Source organism: Nonomuraea purpurea (assembly GCF_042650645.1).
Classification (GTDB): domain Bacteria; phylum Actinomycetota; class Actinomycetes; order Streptosporangiales; family Streptosporangiaceae; genus Nonomuraea; species Nonomuraea purpurea.
Map to the genome: position 1 here is coordinate 285718 of NZ_JBHSBI010000007.1, position 17919 is coordinate 303636.

Genomic DNA, 17919 nt, shown 5'->3' on the forward strand with positions numbered 1-17919 from the left:
CGGAAAGAGGACATGCTGTGATCATGTTAGAGGTCATCGGGCTGTCATCCGCGGCACAGACCCTGTACGCGGCGCTGGTGGAACGCTCGCCCGCCACGCTCGCCGAGCTGGGACACGACACCGCCACCGCCGCCCGCCTGGAAGAGCTCGGACTGGTCACCCGGCTGCCCGGGGACCCGCCCCGGTACGTCGCCGTCTCCCCTGAACTCGCCCTGGACGTGCTGATCCAGGCCCGCACGCAGCAACTCACCGAGGCCAGGCACCGCATCGCCCAGCTCGCCGCGCGCTTCCACCGCTCCGCGCCCGAGCAGGATTCGGCCAACCTGGTCGAGGTGGTCATGGGCAGACAAGCCGTCAGCCGGCGGTTCGAACGGCTCCAGCGCGAGGCGCGGCGGCAGGTCAGGGTCTTCGACGCGCCCCCGTACGCGACCGGGGCCGCCGGCAACGCCGTCGAGTTCGAGCTGCTGGCGCGCGGCGTGGAGTACCGGGTCCTGTACGACCGGCGCGCCGTGGAGGCGCCGGGCACGCTGGCGACCATCATCGGCTACCTCGGCGCGGGCGAGCAGGCCAGGGTCGGCGAAGTCCCGGTCAAGCTGGTGCTCAGCGACCACCCCATGGCGATCCTGCCGCTGCGGCACGACGAGCACGCCGTGGAGTCCGCGCTGGTGGTGCACGACTCGACCCTGCTCGGCGCGTTGTCGGAGCTGTTCGAGATGTACTGGGAGCGGGCGGCGCCGCTGCACGTCAGGCGGGGCCGCCTGGCCGAGGCGACCGGCGCGGCCGAGGCCAGGCGCGACCTGCTCCCGCTGCTGGCCGCCGGGCTGAGCGACACGGCCATCGCCGCGCACCTCGGCTGGAGCGACCGGACGGTACGCCGCCACGTCCGCGCCATGATGACCCGGCTCGACGCGCAGACCAGGTTCCAGGCCGGCTACCAGGTGGTCATGCGCGGCTGGCTGGCCGAGCCGTGAGCGGGCTCGGCGCGATCGGGCTCGGCCCTGACGAGGAGGCCCTGTACGAGGTGCTGCTCGACCGCTCGCCGGCCACCCTCGACCGGCTCGCCGCGGCCTGGCCAAGGCCGGACCTGGTCCCCCTGCTCGCAGGCCTGGAGGCCAAGGGGCTGCTCGGCGTCACGCCGGGCCCGCCGCCCCGCTACACCGCCGTCGCCCCCGACGTCGCGCTCGACGTGCTCCTGCTCGCCGCGGAACGCGAGCTGATCAAGGCCAGGGAACGGGCCCGCGAGCTGGAAGAGGCGTTCCAGGAACGGGCGAGGGAGCGTACGCCGCCGGTCGTCGTCGAGGTCGTCACCGGTCAGCGGGCGGTCGAGCAGCGCCACGCGCAGATCCAGCGCGCGGCCCGGCGGCAGCTCCGCAGCCTGTCCAAACGGCCGTACTTCGACCGGCTGGGCAGCGTGGCCGCGCAGCGGGAGCTGCTGGAGCGCGGCATCTCCAGCCGCATGATCTACGAGCAGGACTTCGTGGCCAGCACCGGCGCGCTGCGGCTGATCGACGAGATGATCGAGGCCGGCCAGCAGGCCAGAGTGCTGCCGAGCCTGCCGATGAAGCTCTACATCGTGGACGACAAACTCGCGCTGCTGCTGCTCAGCCACGAGCCCGCCGACGCGGTCGCGGCGCTCGTCATCCACCCGTCGGGGCTGCTGGAGGCGCTGATCAGGCTCTTCGAGGGGTTCTGGCAGCGGGCTCTGCCCCTGGGCCTGACCTCGGCCCGCGACCCGGCCAGGGACGACGCCCGGTTGATCGCCCTGCTGCTGTCCGGGCTCACGGACGAGGCCATCGCCCGCCAGCTCGGGGTCGGCCATCGTACGGCCGAGCGGCGCATCGCGGAGCTGATGGGCCGGCTCGGCGCGCGCACGCGGTTCCAGGCCGGGCTGCTGGCCGCGCTGGCCAGGGAGTAGCCATGCCCGCCTCCTGAGCCCCGTTGACAAGGTCGGGGGCCGGGGAGCAGACTCCAAACAAAAGGAACATTCTTTTTTTGGAGGATCTCATGAACCCGACCTCCCTCGACGGCATCGGCGAGACCGCCGTCGTGGTCGCCGCGCTGCGCGCCCTGGAGAGCGCCCGCCCCGACCATCTCTTCCTCGACCCGTACGCCGAGCGCTTCGTGGAAGCCGTCGCCGGGGACGGCTACTGGGAGAAGGCGCCCTCCGGCTGGGCGGGCTTCGCCGAAGTGCTGGCAGGACAGGTGGCGGTACGCACCCGCTACCTCGACGAGGCGCTGCTGCGGGCCTCGGCCGAGGGGTGCGGGCAGGTCGTGCTGCTGGCCTCGGGGATGGACGCGCGCGCGTACCGGCTGGACTGGCCGGCCGGTACACGCGTCTACGAGATCGACTTCGCCGAGGTGCTGGCGTTCAAGGCGGGCGTGCTCAAGGGTGCCGAGCCGCTGTGCGAGCACGTGCAGGTCCCCGCCGACCTGCGCACCGACTGGCCGGGCGCGCTGCGCGAGGCCGGGTTCTCACCGGAGCGGCCGACGGCCTGGCTCGCCGAGGGCATGCTGTACGCCCTGCCGCCCGAGGCCGCCGACGTGCTGCTCGACCGGGTGAGCCGGCTCTCGGCCCCCGGCAGCGTCCTGGCCGCCGACCACGCCCCCGACAGTCCCGTGCTGCGCGAATCCAGGGCCGCGCTCTCCCCGGACCTGGTCGACCTCTGGCTGGGCGGGCCCCGCCAGGATCTCGGCGGCTGGCTGCGTGGGCGGGGATGGACGGCGGAGGTGCGGGAGGTGAACGAGGTGGCCGCGCAGTACGGCCGTCCGGCGCCGCCCGCCTTCGACCCGGCCAGGGACGGTTCGGGTCCCGGCTGGCTCTTCACCGCCCGCCTCACTTGTTGAGTCCGGCGCTCCCGGCCTGTCGCGCTAAAGGTCCAGGTCGTCCATGGCGCTGGTCCGCAGCGACTCGTTGATCGCCCTTGACAGCACCTGCGCGCGGAAGTCCCGTGGCGAGACCCCGTAGGCGATGCGGAAGGCCCGGCTGAAGGCCGAGGAATGGCTGAACCCCCAGCGTGAGGCGATGACGTGGATGGGGACCGTCGCGAGCGCCGGGTCGGCCAGGTCACGGCGGGCGCGACGCAGCCGGTGGTTCCTGATCCACGCCGACACCGTCTCGCCCCGGTCCTGGAAGAGCCGGTGCAGGTAGCTGACCGAGATGTGGTGGGCGGCGGCGATCGAGTGGGGCGTGAGCTCGGGGTCGTCCAGGTTCTGCAGGACGAACGTCTGGATGCTCACCGTCAACGCCTGCCGCCCGGCTCCCGGCAGGGGCATGGGATCGGTTTCGACGGTGGCGGAGAAGAACGCCGACACCAGATCGATGAGCACCATCCCCAGCCGCAGTCCGTCAGAAGGGCTGAGGGCCCGCCGCGCCTCGGCCAGGTCGCGCAGGAAGCCGTACAGCACGGCGCCCACCCCGTCGGCGGCGGGCAGCCCCCGGCCCAGGACCGCGTCCATCTGCCCGGCGGACATGGGAAGCAGCGGCTTGGGGATGGTGGCCAGGGCCATCACGACCGGTTCCGGCTCGCCGCCCCCGGGGATGGTGAGTTCCCGGATGCGGGCGAAGTCGTGCGCGTACAGGTCGCCGACGCCCATCTCGCTGTGCCTGCCGCCCCACACGACCCGCAGGGTGCCCCGCAACAGCGCGACGACCTGGACCACCTCGTGCTCCAGCAGCGGGGGCGGTTCGAGGGGGCGCGTGAGCGTCAGCGGTCGCAGCCGCTTGACCTCCAGCCGTACCAGCCCGAGGTCCATGCCGGCCTCGAGGGTGAACGGGCCCTCCTGGTGCTCGACCGCGACCTGGCACCTCATGGCCTTCCAGAGCTGCTCGTGCCAGCGGTCGTCGTTCAGCCCCCGGGACCCCTGGAAGGCCTTGCGCTCGACGAGACTGTCCACGTGATACACGCGGCTAGGTTCCTTCGCAATAAAAATGAATAAAGCCCACCTTGAACCCCCGATGTCATCTATTTCTGCATTTCTCACGCTATGTTCCCACTGAGCGCTGAAATGCCGCTGAAATGCCGCTGAAGCATTTTCCGGCTTGACTGAAGCAGGCCGCTGAAGGCACAGGAGACGTATGGCCGAACCGGGCGCTCACGCCCGACGGCCCCGCGCCGCGCTGAGCCGGGGACCGCGACTGTACGTGCCCCGGGTGAAGGACGGGGTGAAACACGCGCGGGCGGGGCGACTGCGGCCGGGGCCCGGTTTTTGTTACGCTTACCAGCGCGTTCGGGGTTCCGCTGTTTGCCGAGGTGACGGCGAGGGAAGCTGACAGGCGCCCGCGTACCCCTTCTCCGATTTCCGGCAGGCGAGACGGTCATGAGCGAGGAATTTCACCGGTGCTGTCCCATCAGCGCTGACCTCGCCCTGGTCCGGGAGCTGGTCGACACCTGCGGCCGGCGCGTCGGGCTGAGCGGCCGGCGGCTTGCGGACCTGGTGCTCGCCGTCAACGAGGCGGTCACCAACGTGCTCGACCACGGCGGCGCGGGCGGGCGGCTCGTCGTGCGCGGCGCCGGCGACGCGATCGACGTCGAGGTTCTCGACACCGCGGGCGGGCTGACCCGCGACCACCTGGCCGGCGCCACCCTCGACCCGACCGCCTCGCACGGCTTCGGGCTGTGGCTGGTCCAGCATCTGTGCGACGCGATCTGCCTGGAGCAGACCGACGCCGGGTCGCGGCTGACCCTGCACATGCACCGCCGGCCGGCGACCGTCGTGCCCGGCCGCTCCGCGTGCCGCATCTGCGACATGGCCGGCCACAACGGCGCCGGCGCGGACGGTCCCTGGTGCGAATACGGGTTCCAGGTGTCCGTGCGCGCCCTCACCTCACCCGGGCGGGAAGAGCGGGCGGCCGACGGCTGAGCGGATATTTCCGCTACATCTGGCGTGATGGCAGCGACGAGGTTGTGGTGGGAATTGTCAGTGGCGGGCGGCGGCTTCCTCGTCCATGCGGTCCCACTCGCTCTGGGCGCGGCGGTGCCAGCGGTTGTGCAGATCGTGGAAGACGGCCGCGGCCCGCGGGCCAGGCCAGGCGTGGTCGAGCAGCTCCGCGGGCAGGTCGGGGTCGAGGAAGGGGAAACGCCGCCACTCCTGGATGAGCAGCACCTGGTTGACGAACGCCTCCCGGCCGGAGGCCACCGCCAGGCCGTCGAAGCGCTCGATGAAGGTCGCGTAGCGTTTCTCGACGTCGTCGAGGTCCCAGGCGGCCGTGATGAGCTTGGTGGTATCGCCGACGTCCGCCGACGGGCCCGTCCACGCGAAGGCCCGGTCGGTGAGGTCGAGCTCGCGGACGACCTCGCGGACCGCGGCCTCCTTGGAGGCGTCGGGGACGACCCAGAGCGTGGGCGCGGGGGAGCCGAGGCCGAGCCAGGTGAGCCTGGTGCGCAGGCGGTGGCGGAGCCGGCGCTGGGTCTCGGGCACGCCGACGGTGAGGACGAGCCAGCGGCCGTCCCAGGCGTGCGGGCGGCGCATGAAGCCGTAGATGCGCTCCGTGCCCTCGCGCAGCAGCCGGTCGCCGGCCCCGGTCAGGTTCCATCGCACCTTGCGGCCGTGGCGTTCCGAGTCGAGCAGGCCCTCGGCGGCGGTGCGCGACAGCGCCTGCCTGGCGGACTTCTCCTCCACGCCGAGGGCCCCGAGAGCGTGGACGAGGGTGCCCGTCCACACCTCGCCCCTGCGCGGCAGCACGAACTCGCCGAGCACCGTGAGCAGGATCGAACGGGCGCCGGCGGACGTCTTCTCGCGCGGGCGCTGTGAGGGCTCGGCCGCCACGTCTGCTCTCCTGTCGTTCGACACGGTCGTGACGCGAATTCTGCCAGGCGGCGCACGTTCACCGTGCCATCCGCGCGCCCCATGAGACAAGCGCTACAAACTCTTGACGGTACACCGTAGTCGCGTCGAATAATAGGGAAGGTCGCAGCGATCGGAGCACGCCTTGACCATCACCGCACAAACCCCGCCCATGGTCCGCTTCGCGACCTCGCCCGATCGCTATCGCCACTGGAGCCTCGCGGTGGACGGGCCGGTGGCCACCCTCACGCTGCGCGTGGACGAGCAGGGCGGCCTGGTGCCCGGCTACGAGTTGAAGATGAACTCCTACGACCTGGGCGTGGACATCGAGCTGTACGACGTCGTCCAGCGGCTGCGCTTCGAGCACCCCGGCGTCAAGGCGGTCGTGCTGACCGGCGGCCTGGACCGGATGTTCTGCGCCGGGGCCAACATCCGCATGCTCGCCCAGTCCACGCACGCGTGGAAGGTGAACTTCTGCAAGTTCACCAACGAGACCCGCAACGCCATCGAGGAGGCCGCCGAGCACTCCGGCCAGACCTGGATCGCCGCGCTCAACGGCACCGCCGCCGGTGGCGGCTACGAGCTGGCGCTGGCCTGCGACCAGATCGTCCTGGTCGACGACGGCTCGACGGCCGTCTCGCTGCCCGAGGTGCCGCTGCTCGGCGTGCTGCCGGGCACCGGAGGGCTGACCCGGGTGGTGGACAAGCGGCACGTGCGCAAGGACCGCGCCGACGTGTTCGCGACCAGGCCGGAGGGCGTACGCGGCGCCACGGCCGTCGAGTGGGGGCTGGTGGACGCGGCCGTGCCGCGCAACGCCTTCGCCGCCGAGGTGGCCGGGCGCGCCGAGACGGCGGTGGCGGCGTCCCGGCGGCCTTCGGACGCCCAGGGGGTGAGCCTGACGCCGCTCGACCGCGTCGCCAAGGGCGATGTCATCACATATCCGTACGTGACGGCGCACCTCGACCGGACGAACCACCTGGTCGAGATCACCGTGTCGGGCCCCCGCGAAGGCCCGCCGAGCGACCCGGCGGCCCAGGGCGCCGCCTACTGGTCGCTCGCCATGACCCGCGCCCTCGACGACCTGATCCTGCACCTGCGCACGAACGAGCCCGACCTCGGCATCTGGGTCCTGCGCGCGATCGGCGACCCGGAACGGGTGCTGGCCCATGACGCCCAGCTCATGGAGTCGGCCGGCGACTGGTTCGTCAACGAGGTGCGCCACTACTACAAGCGCACGCTCAAACGCCTCGACGTCACCAGCCGCAGCCTCGTGGCCGTCATCGACCCCGGCACGGCCTTCGCCGGACTGCTGGCCGAGGTGGCCCTGGCCGCCGACCGGCAGTACATGCTGGAGGGCGTCTACGAGGACCGCGACGACGACGCCGCGCCCGCCGCGATCGTCCTCACCCCGTCCAACGACGGCCTCTTCCCGATGGGCAACGGCCTGTCCCGGCTGGGGTCACGGTTCTGGGGCCACGACGCGGACCTGGCGGCCGTGCGGGCCAGGCTGGGCGAGCCGCTGGAGGCCGCGGCCGCCGCCGGGCTCGGCCTGGTGACCATGGCGCTCGACGACATCGACTTCGAGGAGGAAGTGCGCATCGCGCTGGAAGAGCGCGCCTCGCTGTCGCCCGACGCGCTGACCGGCATGGAGGCCAACCACCGTTTCGCCGGCCCGGAAACCTTGGAGACGAAGATCTTCGGCCGGCTCACCGCCTGGCAGAACTGGATCTTCGTGCGCCCGAACGCCTCCGGCCCCGACGGCGCTCTGCGCCGCTACGGCACCGGTAGAAAGGGCGACTACGACCTCAAACGCGTCTGACGATAATTAACAGGACGCGACCCCGATATTGACACTTTTTCACCGGCTCTTGCCCCAGTAAGGGGAATTCGGGTTCGGCGTGGCGATGTGAAGAGAGTCGCGGTAACTGTAACCATCGTACCGATCTTGTCGGCTCGCTCGGCGGGCATGAGCGGGCCGCTCCCGGCCCGGCGCACAAGTCGCGAGCCACGCGTCGCCTTCGCAAAGGAACGGTATATGTCCACGTCCATTCGCCGCCCGGAGACAGGAACCCCGACCGCCCGGTCGAAGGCGTGCGCCACGATGAGAAGAATGGCCACGCTGACCCTGCGCGGCTCTCTTTCCGTCGCGATGGTCGCCTGCATGGTGCCGGGGGCGAGCGCGGACACCGACCCGGACACCAAGAACAAGACCAAAACCAAGACCGAGCCCGAGGCGGAGCCGGAGACCGAGCCCGAGGCCGAGAACGAGAACGAAGCCGAGAACGAGACCGAAAACAGGGAGCGCCGCCGCCGCCGTCACCACTTCCACCACCACGACATCGGTCACGGACGGTGCTCGCCGCGCACGTTCTTCAGGATCCATATGGTCTCGCCGCGCAACTTCTTCCTCCCCCGCACCCGCTACATCGACGGCCCCGGCGGCTCGATGACGGTGTCGGTCACGCGGGAACACGAGGTGGTGGCGTTCATCGAAACCGAGCGCGAGCAGCAGAGGGAGACCAGGTTCACCGCCGAGTCCACCCCCACCGCCGAGTTCACCCCCAGTGAGGTGGTCAGGCGGCTGAGGAGGCTGGGCCTGCCGCACCTGGAGGAGCGGCACATGGTCTTCAGCGGTCACGAATACACGCGGGAAGTCAAAAAGGGAATGTACGGCAACATGTGGTACCGCGTGTTCGGGTACCGCGTCGGCTGGTCGGCCTGGTCGGTGGTCGGCACGTGCCGGGAGGTCGAAGTCGCCAGGGGCATCGCCAACGTGCCCGCCCGGGTGGAGGGCTGGCGATACTGGGAGACCAAGCATCCGACCTTCAAGCGCCGTCTGCTGTCCCTCAAGTAAGACCTCAGGTCGCAAGTGGTTTAAAGGGGGTTTCCTGAAGAGGTTGGGGGTAAGTGGGGGTGGATGGCCCGCGCGCTGGGACGCGCAGCCGCCCGGCGCCCAACCCGAGGACATTCCATGAAGGGGGGCACCATGGCTATCGGTCTGCCCACCGCGTTGATCCGCCTGCCAACTCCTGAGCTTCCAGGATCGCCCAGGCCGGTGGACGGCAATGGCGACAGCGGTTCACGCGCGCGTCGCCGTCGGCGTCGCCGCACCTGAGCAAGGCTGATCTCGGCCTTTTACCGGGCCGGCCCTCCGCCCCGGCCCGCCCTTACGGGCGAGTCTGGGTACGGGGGCGCCTCATGTACGGCCCGGCCTCCCACGTACGCGGCGCTGTTCCGCAGGTTTCCCGAGCTGCGGCCGGCGGTCCTGGACGAGGTGCCGCTCCCTGCGGACGTGGCTGTTTACGGGGTTCACCGGCTGCCTGCCGCGTTCTGAGGCACGTCCGGGTGTGCCCAGATTTATGGTCATAGTGGAGTGATTTGCGGTTATCGCCTAGTCTGATCCCTGGCGAGGGGAGTACTTCCCAAGTGCCGATCCGGTCAGTACGGACGTACCGAGCGTCCCCGGACGGCCGCCCGTGATCCCCGGGTGAAGGAGACCTCGAACGACTAACTGCGTTCGAGGAGGTTTCATGTCCCTGGGGACATTTTTGTCTGCCCCTGAACAACAGGGGAGCATCGCCGACACCACTCTGTGGATCGTCACCGTCGCCGGCCTGGTCCTGTTGCTGGCGATCGACATCTTCCTGACCCGGCGCCCGCACGAGGTCCACATGCGCGAGGCCGTGGGCTGGTCGGTGTTCTACCTGCTGCTGCCCGTGGCGTTCGGCTTCTACCTGTGGGCCGCCTTCGGGGGGACCGCGTCTGTCGAGTTCTTCACCGGATACGTGGTGGAGAAGTCGCTGTCGGTGGACAACCTGTTCGTCTTCATGCTGCTGCTGACGGCCTTCGCGGTGCCGGCCGCGCTGGCCCAGCGGGTGCTCCTGTACGGCATCGTCGGCGCCCTGGTGCTTCGGGTGATCTTCATCGCGCTCGGGGCGGCGGCGCTCCGGAGCGGCACGTGGGCGTTCCTGCTGTTCGGGCTGGTTCTCGTGCTGACGGCCGCCAAAGTGCTCAAAGAAGCGCTCAAGGGTGACGAACAACACGTCGACATCGACTCCATGCGCAGCGTACGGCTGCTGCGCCGATTCGTCCCCGTCACCGGCGACTACCGGGGCTTCCGGCTGATCGTGCGGGAGCAGGGGAAACTGGCGATCACGCCGCTGGCCCTGGCCACCGTGGCCGTGTTCGCCACCGACATCGTCTTCGCCGTCGACTCGGTGCCCGCCGTCTACGGAGTCACCGAGGACCCCTTCCTCGTCTTCGCCACCAACGCCTTCGCCCTGCTGGGGCTGCGGGCGCTGTACTTCGTGCTCCAGGACGTCCTGGCCCGGCTGCGCCACCTCAACTTCGGGCTGGCCGTCATCCTGGCCTTCATCGGGGTCAAGCTGGTGCTGCACTGGGCGCACGGGGTCTGGACGTGGGTGCCGGAGATCCCGACGCTCGCGTCGCTCGGGGTCATCATCGCCGTCCTGGTCACGGTCACCCTCACCAGCCTGCGCGCAGAACGCCGCGACCGCGCCGCCTCCGAACCCCCTGATCCCCGCCCCACCGAACGCTCCGCCGACCACTGACGGGGGCGCCGCCCGGCCCGGGTGCACGGTGAGGACTCGCGATGTCGCCGCCGCCCGCACCCGAGCGGGCGGCGCTTCCGCGAGCAGGGGAAGGCCGGGTCTGCCGGTCGCGCGGGCCAGGAACTCGCGGATCACATGGTGTCGTCCCAGGTCGAGTGGGTACGGGCCGGACACGATCAGCTACGCTGGGTAATCGGCCGGGTCGTACACCGCGAGGAGCCGCACTTCCATGATCCTTCAGTTGGCGGCGAGCCCCGCCGACCTCATGGCGGCGCGCATGCAGATGGCGCTCTCGCTGGGCTGGCACATCGTCGTCGCCTGTCTCGGGGTGGGCATGCCGGCCGTCACCCTGCTCGCCGAATGGCGCGGCCACCGCACGGGCGACGTCCACTACCGGTTGCTGGCCCGCCGGTGGGCCAGGGCGCTGGGCGTGCTGTTCGCCGTCGGGGCGGTGTCGGGGACGATCCTGTCGTTCGAGATGGGGCTGCTGTGGCCGGGCCTGATGGGCGTGTACGGCGAGCTCATCGGCCTGCCGTTCTCGCTGGAGGGCATCGCGTTCTTCATCGAGGCGATCTTCCTGGGCGTCTACCTGTACGCCTGGGACCGGCTGCCGCCCAGGGCGCACCTGCTGTCGGGCCTGCCGATCGTGCTGGCCGGGGTGGCCAGCGCGTTCTTCGTCGTCTCGGCGAACGCCTGGATGCAGCGGCCCTCGGGCTTCGCGGTCGAGGGCGGCCGGGTCGTCGACGCGCGTCCGTGGGAGGCGATGTTCAACCCGGCCACCCCGGCGCTGACCGTCCACATGATCCTTGCCGCGTTCATGGTGAGCGGGTTTCTCATGGCCGGCGTGTACGCGGTGGCCATGCTGCGCGGCCGGCGTGACCGTTACCACCGGCTCGGCCTGCTGCTGCCGCTGACCGTCGCCGCGATCGTCACCCCGGTGCAGATCGGCGTCGGCGACTGGGCCGCCCACCGCGTGGCCGACAACCAGCCGGTCAAGCTCGCCGCCATGGAGGGGGTGTTCACCACCGCGCGCGCGGTGCCGCTGCACCTGGGCGGCATCGCGGTCGACGGCGAGCTGAGGTACGCGCTGGAGATCCCGTACGGGCTGTCGCTGCTGGCCCACTGGAACCCGAACGCGAAGATCATCGGCCTGGACGCGACCCCGCCGGCCGACTGGCCGCCCGTCAACATCGTGCACTGGGCCTTCCAGATCATGGTGGGGCTCGGCCTGGCCCTGCTCCTGCTGTCCATCTGGCTGGCGCTGGCCTGGAGACGACGGCGTGACCTGCCGCGCTCGCGCTGGTTCCTGCGGGGGACGGCGGCCTCCGGCGTGGCCGCGGTCGCGGCGCTGGAGGCCGGGTGGGTGGTCACCGAGGTCGGGCGGCAGCCGTGGATCGCGTTCGGCGTGCTGCGCACCGCGCAGGCCGTCAACCCGGTGCCCGGTCTGGTGTACGGGTTCGCGCTGGTGACGGCGGTCTACGTGGTGCTCACCGTGGCCACCGTCTACGTGCTGCGCCGCCTGGCCCGCGACGTCCCCGTGCCGGTCGCGCCGCAGGAGCCCGACGTCACCGGGTTCAAGGTCGTGTGACCATGTCGCTCGCGGAGATCCTGCTGGTCGTCCTGTGGGTCGGGCTGACCGCGTACGTATTGTTCGCCGGCGCGGACTTCGGCGGCGGCGTCTGGGACCTGCTCGCGGGCGGCGCCGAGGCGGGACGGCGGCAGCGGACGCTGGTGGAGCACTCCATCGGCCCGGTCTGGGAGGCCAACCACGTGTGGCTGATCTTCGTCATCGTGCTCATGTGGACCGGCATCCCGCCGGTGTTCGCGGCCGTCGCCTCGACCCTCTACATCCCGTTCACGCTGGTGGCGCTGGGCATCATCGGGCGCGGGGCCGCGTTCGCCTTCCGCAAGGTCACCACCCGGCTGTGGCAGCAGCGGCTGTTCGGCGCCACGTTCGCCTTCTCCTCCGTCGTCACCCCGTTCTTCCTCGGGACGGCGGCCGGCGCCATCGCCTCCGGCCGGGTGCCGCCCGGCATCGCCAAGGGCGACCTGGTACGAAGCTGGACCAACCCCACCTCGCTGGCGGCCGGCGCGCTGGCCGTCGGCACCGCCGCCTACCTGGCCGCCGTCTACCTGACCCGCGACGCCCAGCGCGCGGGGCAGCAGGACCTGGTCGACGCCTTCCGCAGGCGGGCCCTGATCTGCGGCGTCGTCGTCGGGGCGCTGTCCGCGATCGGCCTGCTCGTCCTGTGGGCCGACGCGCCCGCCCTGTTCACCGAGCTGACCTCGGGGCGGGCCCTGCCGTTGCTGGTGTTGTCGGTGGTGGCCGGGCTGGCCTCGCTGGTGCTGCTGTGGCGGCGCGCCTATGTGGCCGTGCGCGTCACCGCCGCGCTGGCCGTGACCGGGCTGTTGTGGGGGTGGGGCGTGGGCCAGTACCCGACGTTGCTGCCCGGCCTCACGCTCGCCCAGGCCGCCGCCACGGACGCGGTCCTGGCGGCCAGCCTGGGCTCGCTCGCCGTGGGCGCGATCCTGCTGATCCCGTCGCTGTGGTGGCTTTACGCCACCTTCCAGCGCGACAAGACGGCCTCCTGACCACGGCCCTGCTCAACTACACACTTGGGGGATGTGGCGCCCGTACCTCTGGACAAATGTGGTCAATGGGGAACGAGAATGCCAAGGAGGTCGTCATGACCATGCTCGCTCTGCACCGCAGAGGAGGAGAGACCTACCCGGCGCGCGAGTTCGAAGACGTCTACGACCGCCTCGGGCAGCTCATGAACGCGGCCCTCGGAGAGTTCGTCGAGGACGGGCGCATGGGGGCCTGGATGCCCATGGCGGACATCTCGGAGACCGAGGAATCCTACGTCGTGGAGATCGACGTCCCGGGCGCGTCCAAGAACCAGATCGACGTCCAGCTCTCGGAGCGCGAGCTGATCGTCACGGGGGAGATCGACGAGCAGGAGCGTGAGCGCCGCCACCGCAAGATGCGCAGGACCGGCCGTTTCGAGCTGCGCGCGATGCTTCCCGGCGACGTCGACGCCGACCGCGTGGACGCGCACCTGTGCGACGGCGTGTTGACCATCACCATTCCGAAGGCCGCCGCCGCCAAGCCCCGCCACATCGAGGTCAGCGTCTGAGACCGGGAGCGGAGCTGACGAAAACCGGTTGCGCCCCTTCGTACACTGAGATCATGCCTACGCTCCGAACTTCCTGAACAGGACACCCGCTTCCACGCCACCCGTGTGTCCTTCAGCCCTTCCGGAGCGTTCTCCCTTGATCACCCTTCGTGGTGTCGACGTGCGCGTCGACGCCCGCCTGCTGCTGTCCGACGTCACCGCCCACATCGCCGCCGGCGACCGCATCGGCCTGGTCGGCCGCAACGGCGCCGGCAAGACCACCCTCATGAAGATCCTCGCCGGGCAGGTCCTGCCCTCGGCCGGCGAGATCGTCCGCACCGGCCCCGTCGGCTACCTGCCGCAGGATCCGGCCGCCGCCGCCCCCGAGTCCGCCGTCATCGGACGCATCCTGTCCGCCCGCGGCCTCGACCGGGCGCTGCGCGCCCTGCGGGCCGCCGAGATCGCCCTCGGCGAGACGGGCGATGAGCGTTCCATGGCCCGGTACGTCACCGCCGAGGCCGAGTTCCAGGCCCGCGGCGGGTACGCGGCCGAGGCCGAGGGCGCCCGCGTCGCCGCCGGGCTCGGCCTGCCCGACCCGGTCCTGGCCCAGCCGCTCGGCACCCTGTCGGGCGGGCAGCGCCGCCGCGCCGAGCTGGCCAGGGTGCTCTTCGCCGAGCCGGGGATCATGCTGCTCGACGAGCCGACCAACCACCTCGACGGCGACTCCGTCGCCTGGCTGCGCTCGTTCCTGACCGGCTACTCCGGCGGCCTGGTCGTGATCAGCCATGACACCGGGCTGCTGGCCGACGTGGTCAACCGGGTCTGGCGCGTCGACGCCGACCTCGCCGCACTGGAGGTGCGCAACACCGGCTGGCACACCTACCTGGCCGACCGGGAGGCCGAGGACCGGCGCAGGACCCGGCAGCGGGCCGCCGCCGAGCGCAAGGCCGCCGCGCTGCACGCCCAGGCCGATCGCATGCGCTCCAAGGTGTCCACCGCGACCAGGGCCAGGGACATGGCCCGCCGCGCCGACCGCATGCTCGCCCAGGCACAGCCCGTACGCCGGGCGGAGAAGGTGGCCCGCTTCCGGCTGCCCGAACCCGCGCCCTGCGGCCGGATGCCGCTCGGCGCCATCAGCCTGACCAAGTCCTACGGCCCCCTGCCCGTGCTGACCGGCGTCGACCTGGCCGTCGATCGGGGAAGCCGGCTGGTGGTGCTCGGGCTCAACGGGGCCGGCAAGACCACGCTGCTGAAGCTGCTGGCCGGGCACGAACGGCCCGACTCAGGACGGGTCGTGCCCGGCCACGGGCTGCGATTGGGGTACTTCGCCCAGGAACACGACACCCTCGACCCGGCCCACACCGTCGGCGCTCACCTGGCCGCCGCCGCCCCGCACCTCGGCGACGGCGAGGCCAGGACGATCCTCGGGTCGTTCCTGTTCGGCGGCGACGACGTGGACAAACCCGTCGGGGTGCTGTCGGGCGGCGAGAAGACCCGGCTGGCGCTGGCGGGGCTGGTCAGCTCGCGCGCCAACGTGCTGCTGCTCGACGAGCCGACCAACAACCTCGACCCGGCCTCGAAGGCCGAGGTGCTGGCCGCCGTGGGGGCGTACCAGGGGGCCGTGGTGATGGTCACCCACGATCAGGAGGCCGTCGAGGCCCTGCGCCCCGACCGCGTCCTGCTGCTGCCGGACGGCGTGGAGGACCTGTGGAACGCCGGCTACGCCGACCTGATCACCCTGGTGTAGACGGTGACGGCCGTGGTGGTGCGCAACGTGGCGCACCACCCGGATCGTCAACGTACGGGCACCTGTGAGGCCGTCGTGCCCCCGCCGGAGGCCTCCCAGCCGGCGACCACGGCGGGGGAGGCCGTCAGGGCGCGGGTCAGCGGCACGGTGACGGTCGTGGTGCCCTTGGCCGGGACGGTGACGACCCGGCTGCCCGCCGTGCCCTGCCCGTCGCGGACGTACAGGTGCGCCTTGCCGGGCGCGCCCGCGTGCAGCGTCACCTTCACCCCGTCACGGGTGGGTTTGGCCGCGGTGACCCGGCCGCTCTCCGACGCCTTCGCCGCGGGCCCGCCGGCCAGTGGCACCCCCACGCGGACGGCCTGCTCCAGCGACTGCGGCGAGTCCAGGCTGGACAGGGCGGTGTCCGGGATCACCGGGTCGGGCGCGGGCCGGTCGGCGGGCGGCCGGTAGCCGTCCAGCCGGGCCACGCCCCACCGGTACGGGTCGCCCTGCACCCCGCCCCACGTGGACCACCCGATCCGGGTCTGGCCGGTCTTGTCCTGGGTGTCGGAGTCGTACACCAGGATGTTCAGGCCCAGGTGCTCGGGATCGACGCTCCCCGGCAGGGCCTGCATCGGGATGGACAGCTCCACGGTGTACTCGCCGGCCGAGACCTTGGAGGCGATCCGCACGCCCGTGGCGGCGCCCTGCCGGTTGTCGGCGTCACGCAGGGCGCACGGCGGCCCTTCGGCCGTCACCGGCAGCACCGCCGTCTTGAACGTCGTCGAGGTGTTCTCGGAGGCGCCGCGCGGATCGACGGCGATCTCCACCGCGTCCGTGCGCCAGTGCCGCTTGCAGTCGGAGGCGGGCAGCCGGGTGCCGAGCACGTCGTCCTTCACGTGGGCCAGCACGTAGAGCGTGTCGTCGTGCCAGGACAGCTTGGCCGTGCCCGAGCAGTCGGCCGCCGACGAGCACGCGGTGCCCTCCCACAGGCGGCCGATGTCCAGGGCGGGGCCCGGGTACTCGCCGCCGGACTCGGCGCCGTCGACCGAGGGCGCCGACGCGGCCTGGGGGATGGTCGTCGCCGGGACGAGTTCCAGCGCGGCCCGGCTCGTGCTCGTGCCGTCCACGGTGATCGTGTACGCGTAGTCGCCGCCCTCGTTGGACGTCTTCAGCGACGGGTCGGAATTGGTGACGGTGAACGGCACGGTCGTCGCGGCCCCGGCGGCCAGGTTCTGGTAGGGGGCCTCCGCGCGGTCGGCGGTGAAGCCCGCCGGCAGGTCCAGGCGCACGGTGCCGGACCGGGCGGCGTCGCTGACGTTGGTGACCACGACGCCGACCTGGCGGGCGCCGCCCGACGGGAGCGTGAGCACCGGGGTGACCAGGCCGCGAAGCTGCGGCACGCCGACGTCCGCGGTCCACTTCTCGTACTGGGCGACCTGGGGCAGGAGCTGCTGCCCACCGCGTACGGCGGGGCTGACCTCGACCTGCCTGTCGGTGTAGCCCCGGCCCTTCTCGGTGGTCAGGGTGGCCGCGACGCGGACCCGCGCGCCCGTTCCCGGCCTCACCTCGAACGTCGCCGACCCCGTCCGCCCGGCGGCGAGCCTGCCGAGGTCGCCGGACCCGCTGACCCGCCAGCCGTCCGGCACCCGCAGCGCCACCGACGAGCGGCCCAGCGCCTCGCTTGGCGGCGCCGTCGCGGTGACCTCGACGGTGAACGGCGTCCCAGGGCGCACGTCGAAGGTGCTGGTGCGCAGGCCGAACAGCGTGCCCAGCGGGACGGTGCCGTTCGGCCTGGTCAGCGCGCCGTCGAGGATCGCCGTCGGCGCGCCCGCGGCCGGTGTGCCCGGTTCGGGGAACGGCACCCGCGCGTCCACCTGGGTGAAGAAGTCGCAGCCGAGCTGGGCGGGGTCGGTGGGCACGTCGGGGAAGACGGCCCAGCCCTGGGAGGCGTAGGCCCGCTGGGCGTCGCGTTCGACGGCGGCCCACGTCTTGCCCTGGCCTCGGGAGGGGCGTCCGCTCCACACGCCGTACACGTTCTGGGCCGGGTTGGCGGGCTGGAAGGTCGTGGCGCAGTCGGGGCCGCTGCGCGAGGTGCCGCGCAGGCCGCCGAGCAGCAGCCGGGACGGCGCGAACGGGCGCAGCCCCTCGCGGCTGATCTGCGCGGGGAACGCCTTGGGGTCGGCCGCGGCGTAGAACGCCTCGACGGCCAGCCGCGCCGCCTCCTGGTGGTTGCCGTGGTTGCCGGGGGAGGGCGCCGGGTCCATGGTCAGGATGATCTCCGGCCTGGTCCTGCGGATGACCCGGACGACCTTCTCCAGGGTGTCGCCGCCCCAGACCTGGTCGGTCAGCGGCGCGCTGACCGTGTAGTAGAAGTCGACGTCGTCGAGGTTGAACACCTCGCGCACGCCCGCCCTGGCCACCGCCGAGCGCTCCTCGGCCTCGCGCAGCAGGCCGAGCGCCGGGCCCTCCTCGGGGCCGACGGCGTTGCCGCCGCCCTCGCCGCGGGTGACGGTGACGACGCCGGTGCGCACGCGGTGTTCCTCATTCCATTGCCCGAGCGTCGAGAGGCTGAACGCCTCGTCGTCGGGGTGGGCGCCGACGAACAGCGCGTCGAGGTCGACAGGGCCGGTGTCGGCCGCAGTGGGTACGGCGGGAAGGACCGAGAGAACGGCCGCGGCGGCGACTGCCACCAGACGGCGAGGGATGGGCATGCGACCTC

General features: G+C 71.7%; 14 protein-coding genes. 11 read left to right on the top strand and 3 right to left on the bottom strand.

Annotated elements, in window-relative coordinates:
- The first annotated feature begins 23 nt into the window (after window positions 1-23).
- From ACFOY2_RS16640 to ACFOY2_RS16650, 3 genes are all read left to right on the top strand, one after another.
- Window positions 24-971: a helix-turn-helix domain-containing protein gene (locus tag ACFOY2_RS16640; RefSeq protein WP_379528924.1), complete on the top strand. Its 948-nt coding sequence runs from the start codon at window positions 24-26 to the stop codon at window positions 969-971.
- Window positions 968-1915, top strand: coding sequence for a hypothetical protein (locus tag ACFOY2_RS16645; RefSeq protein ID WP_379528925.1), 948 nt, complete (start codon window positions 968-970; stop codon window positions 1913-1915). The genes ACFOY2_RS16640 and ACFOY2_RS16645 overlap by 4 nt, the downstream gene beginning before the upstream one ends.
- Before the next feature lie 89 nt (window positions 1916-2004).
- A complete protein-coding gene (locus tag ACFOY2_RS16650) occupies window positions 2005-2844 on the top strand; it encodes an SAM-dependent methyltransferase (protein WP_379528926.1) in 840 nt (279 codons plus the stop codon).
- A gap of 24 nt (window positions 2845-2868) precedes the next feature.
- Here ACFOY2_RS16650 and ACFOY2_RS16655 read toward each other — a convergent pair whose 3' ends face one another.
- Window positions 2869-3903 carry a helix-turn-helix domain-containing protein gene (locus tag ACFOY2_RS16655; RefSeq protein ID WP_379528927.1) on the bottom strand — a complete coding sequence of 345 codons (1035 nt, stop codon included), beginning with the start codon at window positions 3901-3903 and terminating at the stop codon, window positions 2869-2871.
- A 414-nt stretch (window positions 3904-4317) separates the two neighbouring features.
- On the opposite strand from ACFOY2_RS16655, the gene ACFOY2_RS16660 reads away from it, so the two are divergent.
- On the top strand, window positions 4318-4860 hold the full coding sequence (locus ACFOY2_RS16660; RefSeq protein WP_379528928.1) for an ATP-binding protein: 543 nt from the start codon (window positions 4318-4320) through the stop codon (window positions 4858-4860).
- Window positions 4861-4917: 57 nt separating this feature from the next.
- Here the strand turns inward: ACFOY2_RS16660 and ACFOY2_RS16665 are convergent, their stop codons facing one another.
- On the bottom strand, window positions 4918-5766 hold the full coding sequence (locus ACFOY2_RS16665) for a PaaX family transcriptional regulator (protein WP_379528929.1): 849 nt from the start codon (window positions 5764-5766) through the stop codon (window positions 4918-4920).
- Between the two features lie 163 nt (window positions 5767-5929).
- Between ACFOY2_RS16665 and boxC the strand changes: the two genes are divergently transcribed.
- From boxC to ACFOY2_RS16700, 7 genes are all read left to right on the top strand, one after another.
- Complete coding sequence (gene boxC, locus ACFOY2_RS16670; protein ID WP_379528930.1) at window positions 5930-7603, top strand: 2,3-epoxybenzoyl-CoA dihydrolase; 1674 nt, start codon at window positions 5930-5932, stop codon at window positions 7601-7603.
- Window positions 7604-7894: 291 nt separating this feature from the next.
- On the top strand, window positions 7895-8638 hold the full coding sequence (locus tag ACFOY2_RS16675; protein ID WP_379528931.1) for a hypothetical protein: 744 nt from the start codon (window positions 7895-7897) through the stop codon (window positions 8636-8638).
- A gap of 676 nt (window positions 8639-9314) precedes the next feature.
- Entirely contained in the window at window positions 9315-10355 is a 1041-nt protein-coding gene (locus tag ACFOY2_RS16680) for a TerC/Alx family metal homeostasis membrane protein (protein WP_379528932.1), read from the top strand.
- A 229-nt stretch (window positions 10356-10584) separates the two neighbouring features.
- A complete protein-coding gene (locus ACFOY2_RS16685; RefSeq protein ID WP_379528933.1) occupies window positions 10585-11943 on the top strand; it encodes a cytochrome ubiquinol oxidase subunit I in 1359 nt (452 codons plus the stop codon).
- A gap of 2 nt (window positions 11944-11945) precedes the next feature.
- Window positions 11946-12947 carry a cytochrome d ubiquinol oxidase subunit II gene (locus ACFOY2_RS16690; protein ID WP_379528934.1) on the top strand — a complete coding sequence of 334 codons (1002 nt, stop codon included), beginning with the start codon at window positions 11946-11948 and terminating at the stop codon, window positions 12945-12947.
- A gap of 95 nt (window positions 12948-13042) precedes the next feature.
- The gene (locus tag ACFOY2_RS16695; protein WP_379528935.1) at window positions 13043-13492 is read left to right on the top strand and encodes an Hsp20/alpha crystallin family protein; all 450 of its coding nucleotides are present in this window, start codon (window positions 13043-13045) and stop codon (window positions 13490-13492) included.
- A 136-nt stretch (window positions 13493-13628) separates the two neighbouring features.
- A complete protein-coding gene (locus ACFOY2_RS16700; protein WP_379528936.1) occupies window positions 13629-15218 on the top strand; it encodes an ABC-F family ATP-binding cassette domain-containing protein in 1590 nt (529 codons plus the stop codon).
- A gap of 47 nt (window positions 15219-15265) precedes the next feature.
- On the opposite strand, the gene ACFOY2_RS16705 is transcribed toward ACFOY2_RS16700, so the two are convergent.
- On the bottom strand, window positions 15266-17911 hold the full coding sequence (locus ACFOY2_RS16705; RefSeq protein WP_379528937.1) for a sugar-binding protein: 2646 nt from the start codon (window positions 17909-17911) through the stop codon (window positions 15266-15268).
- Between the last annotated feature and the right edge of the window lie 8 nt (window positions 17912-17919).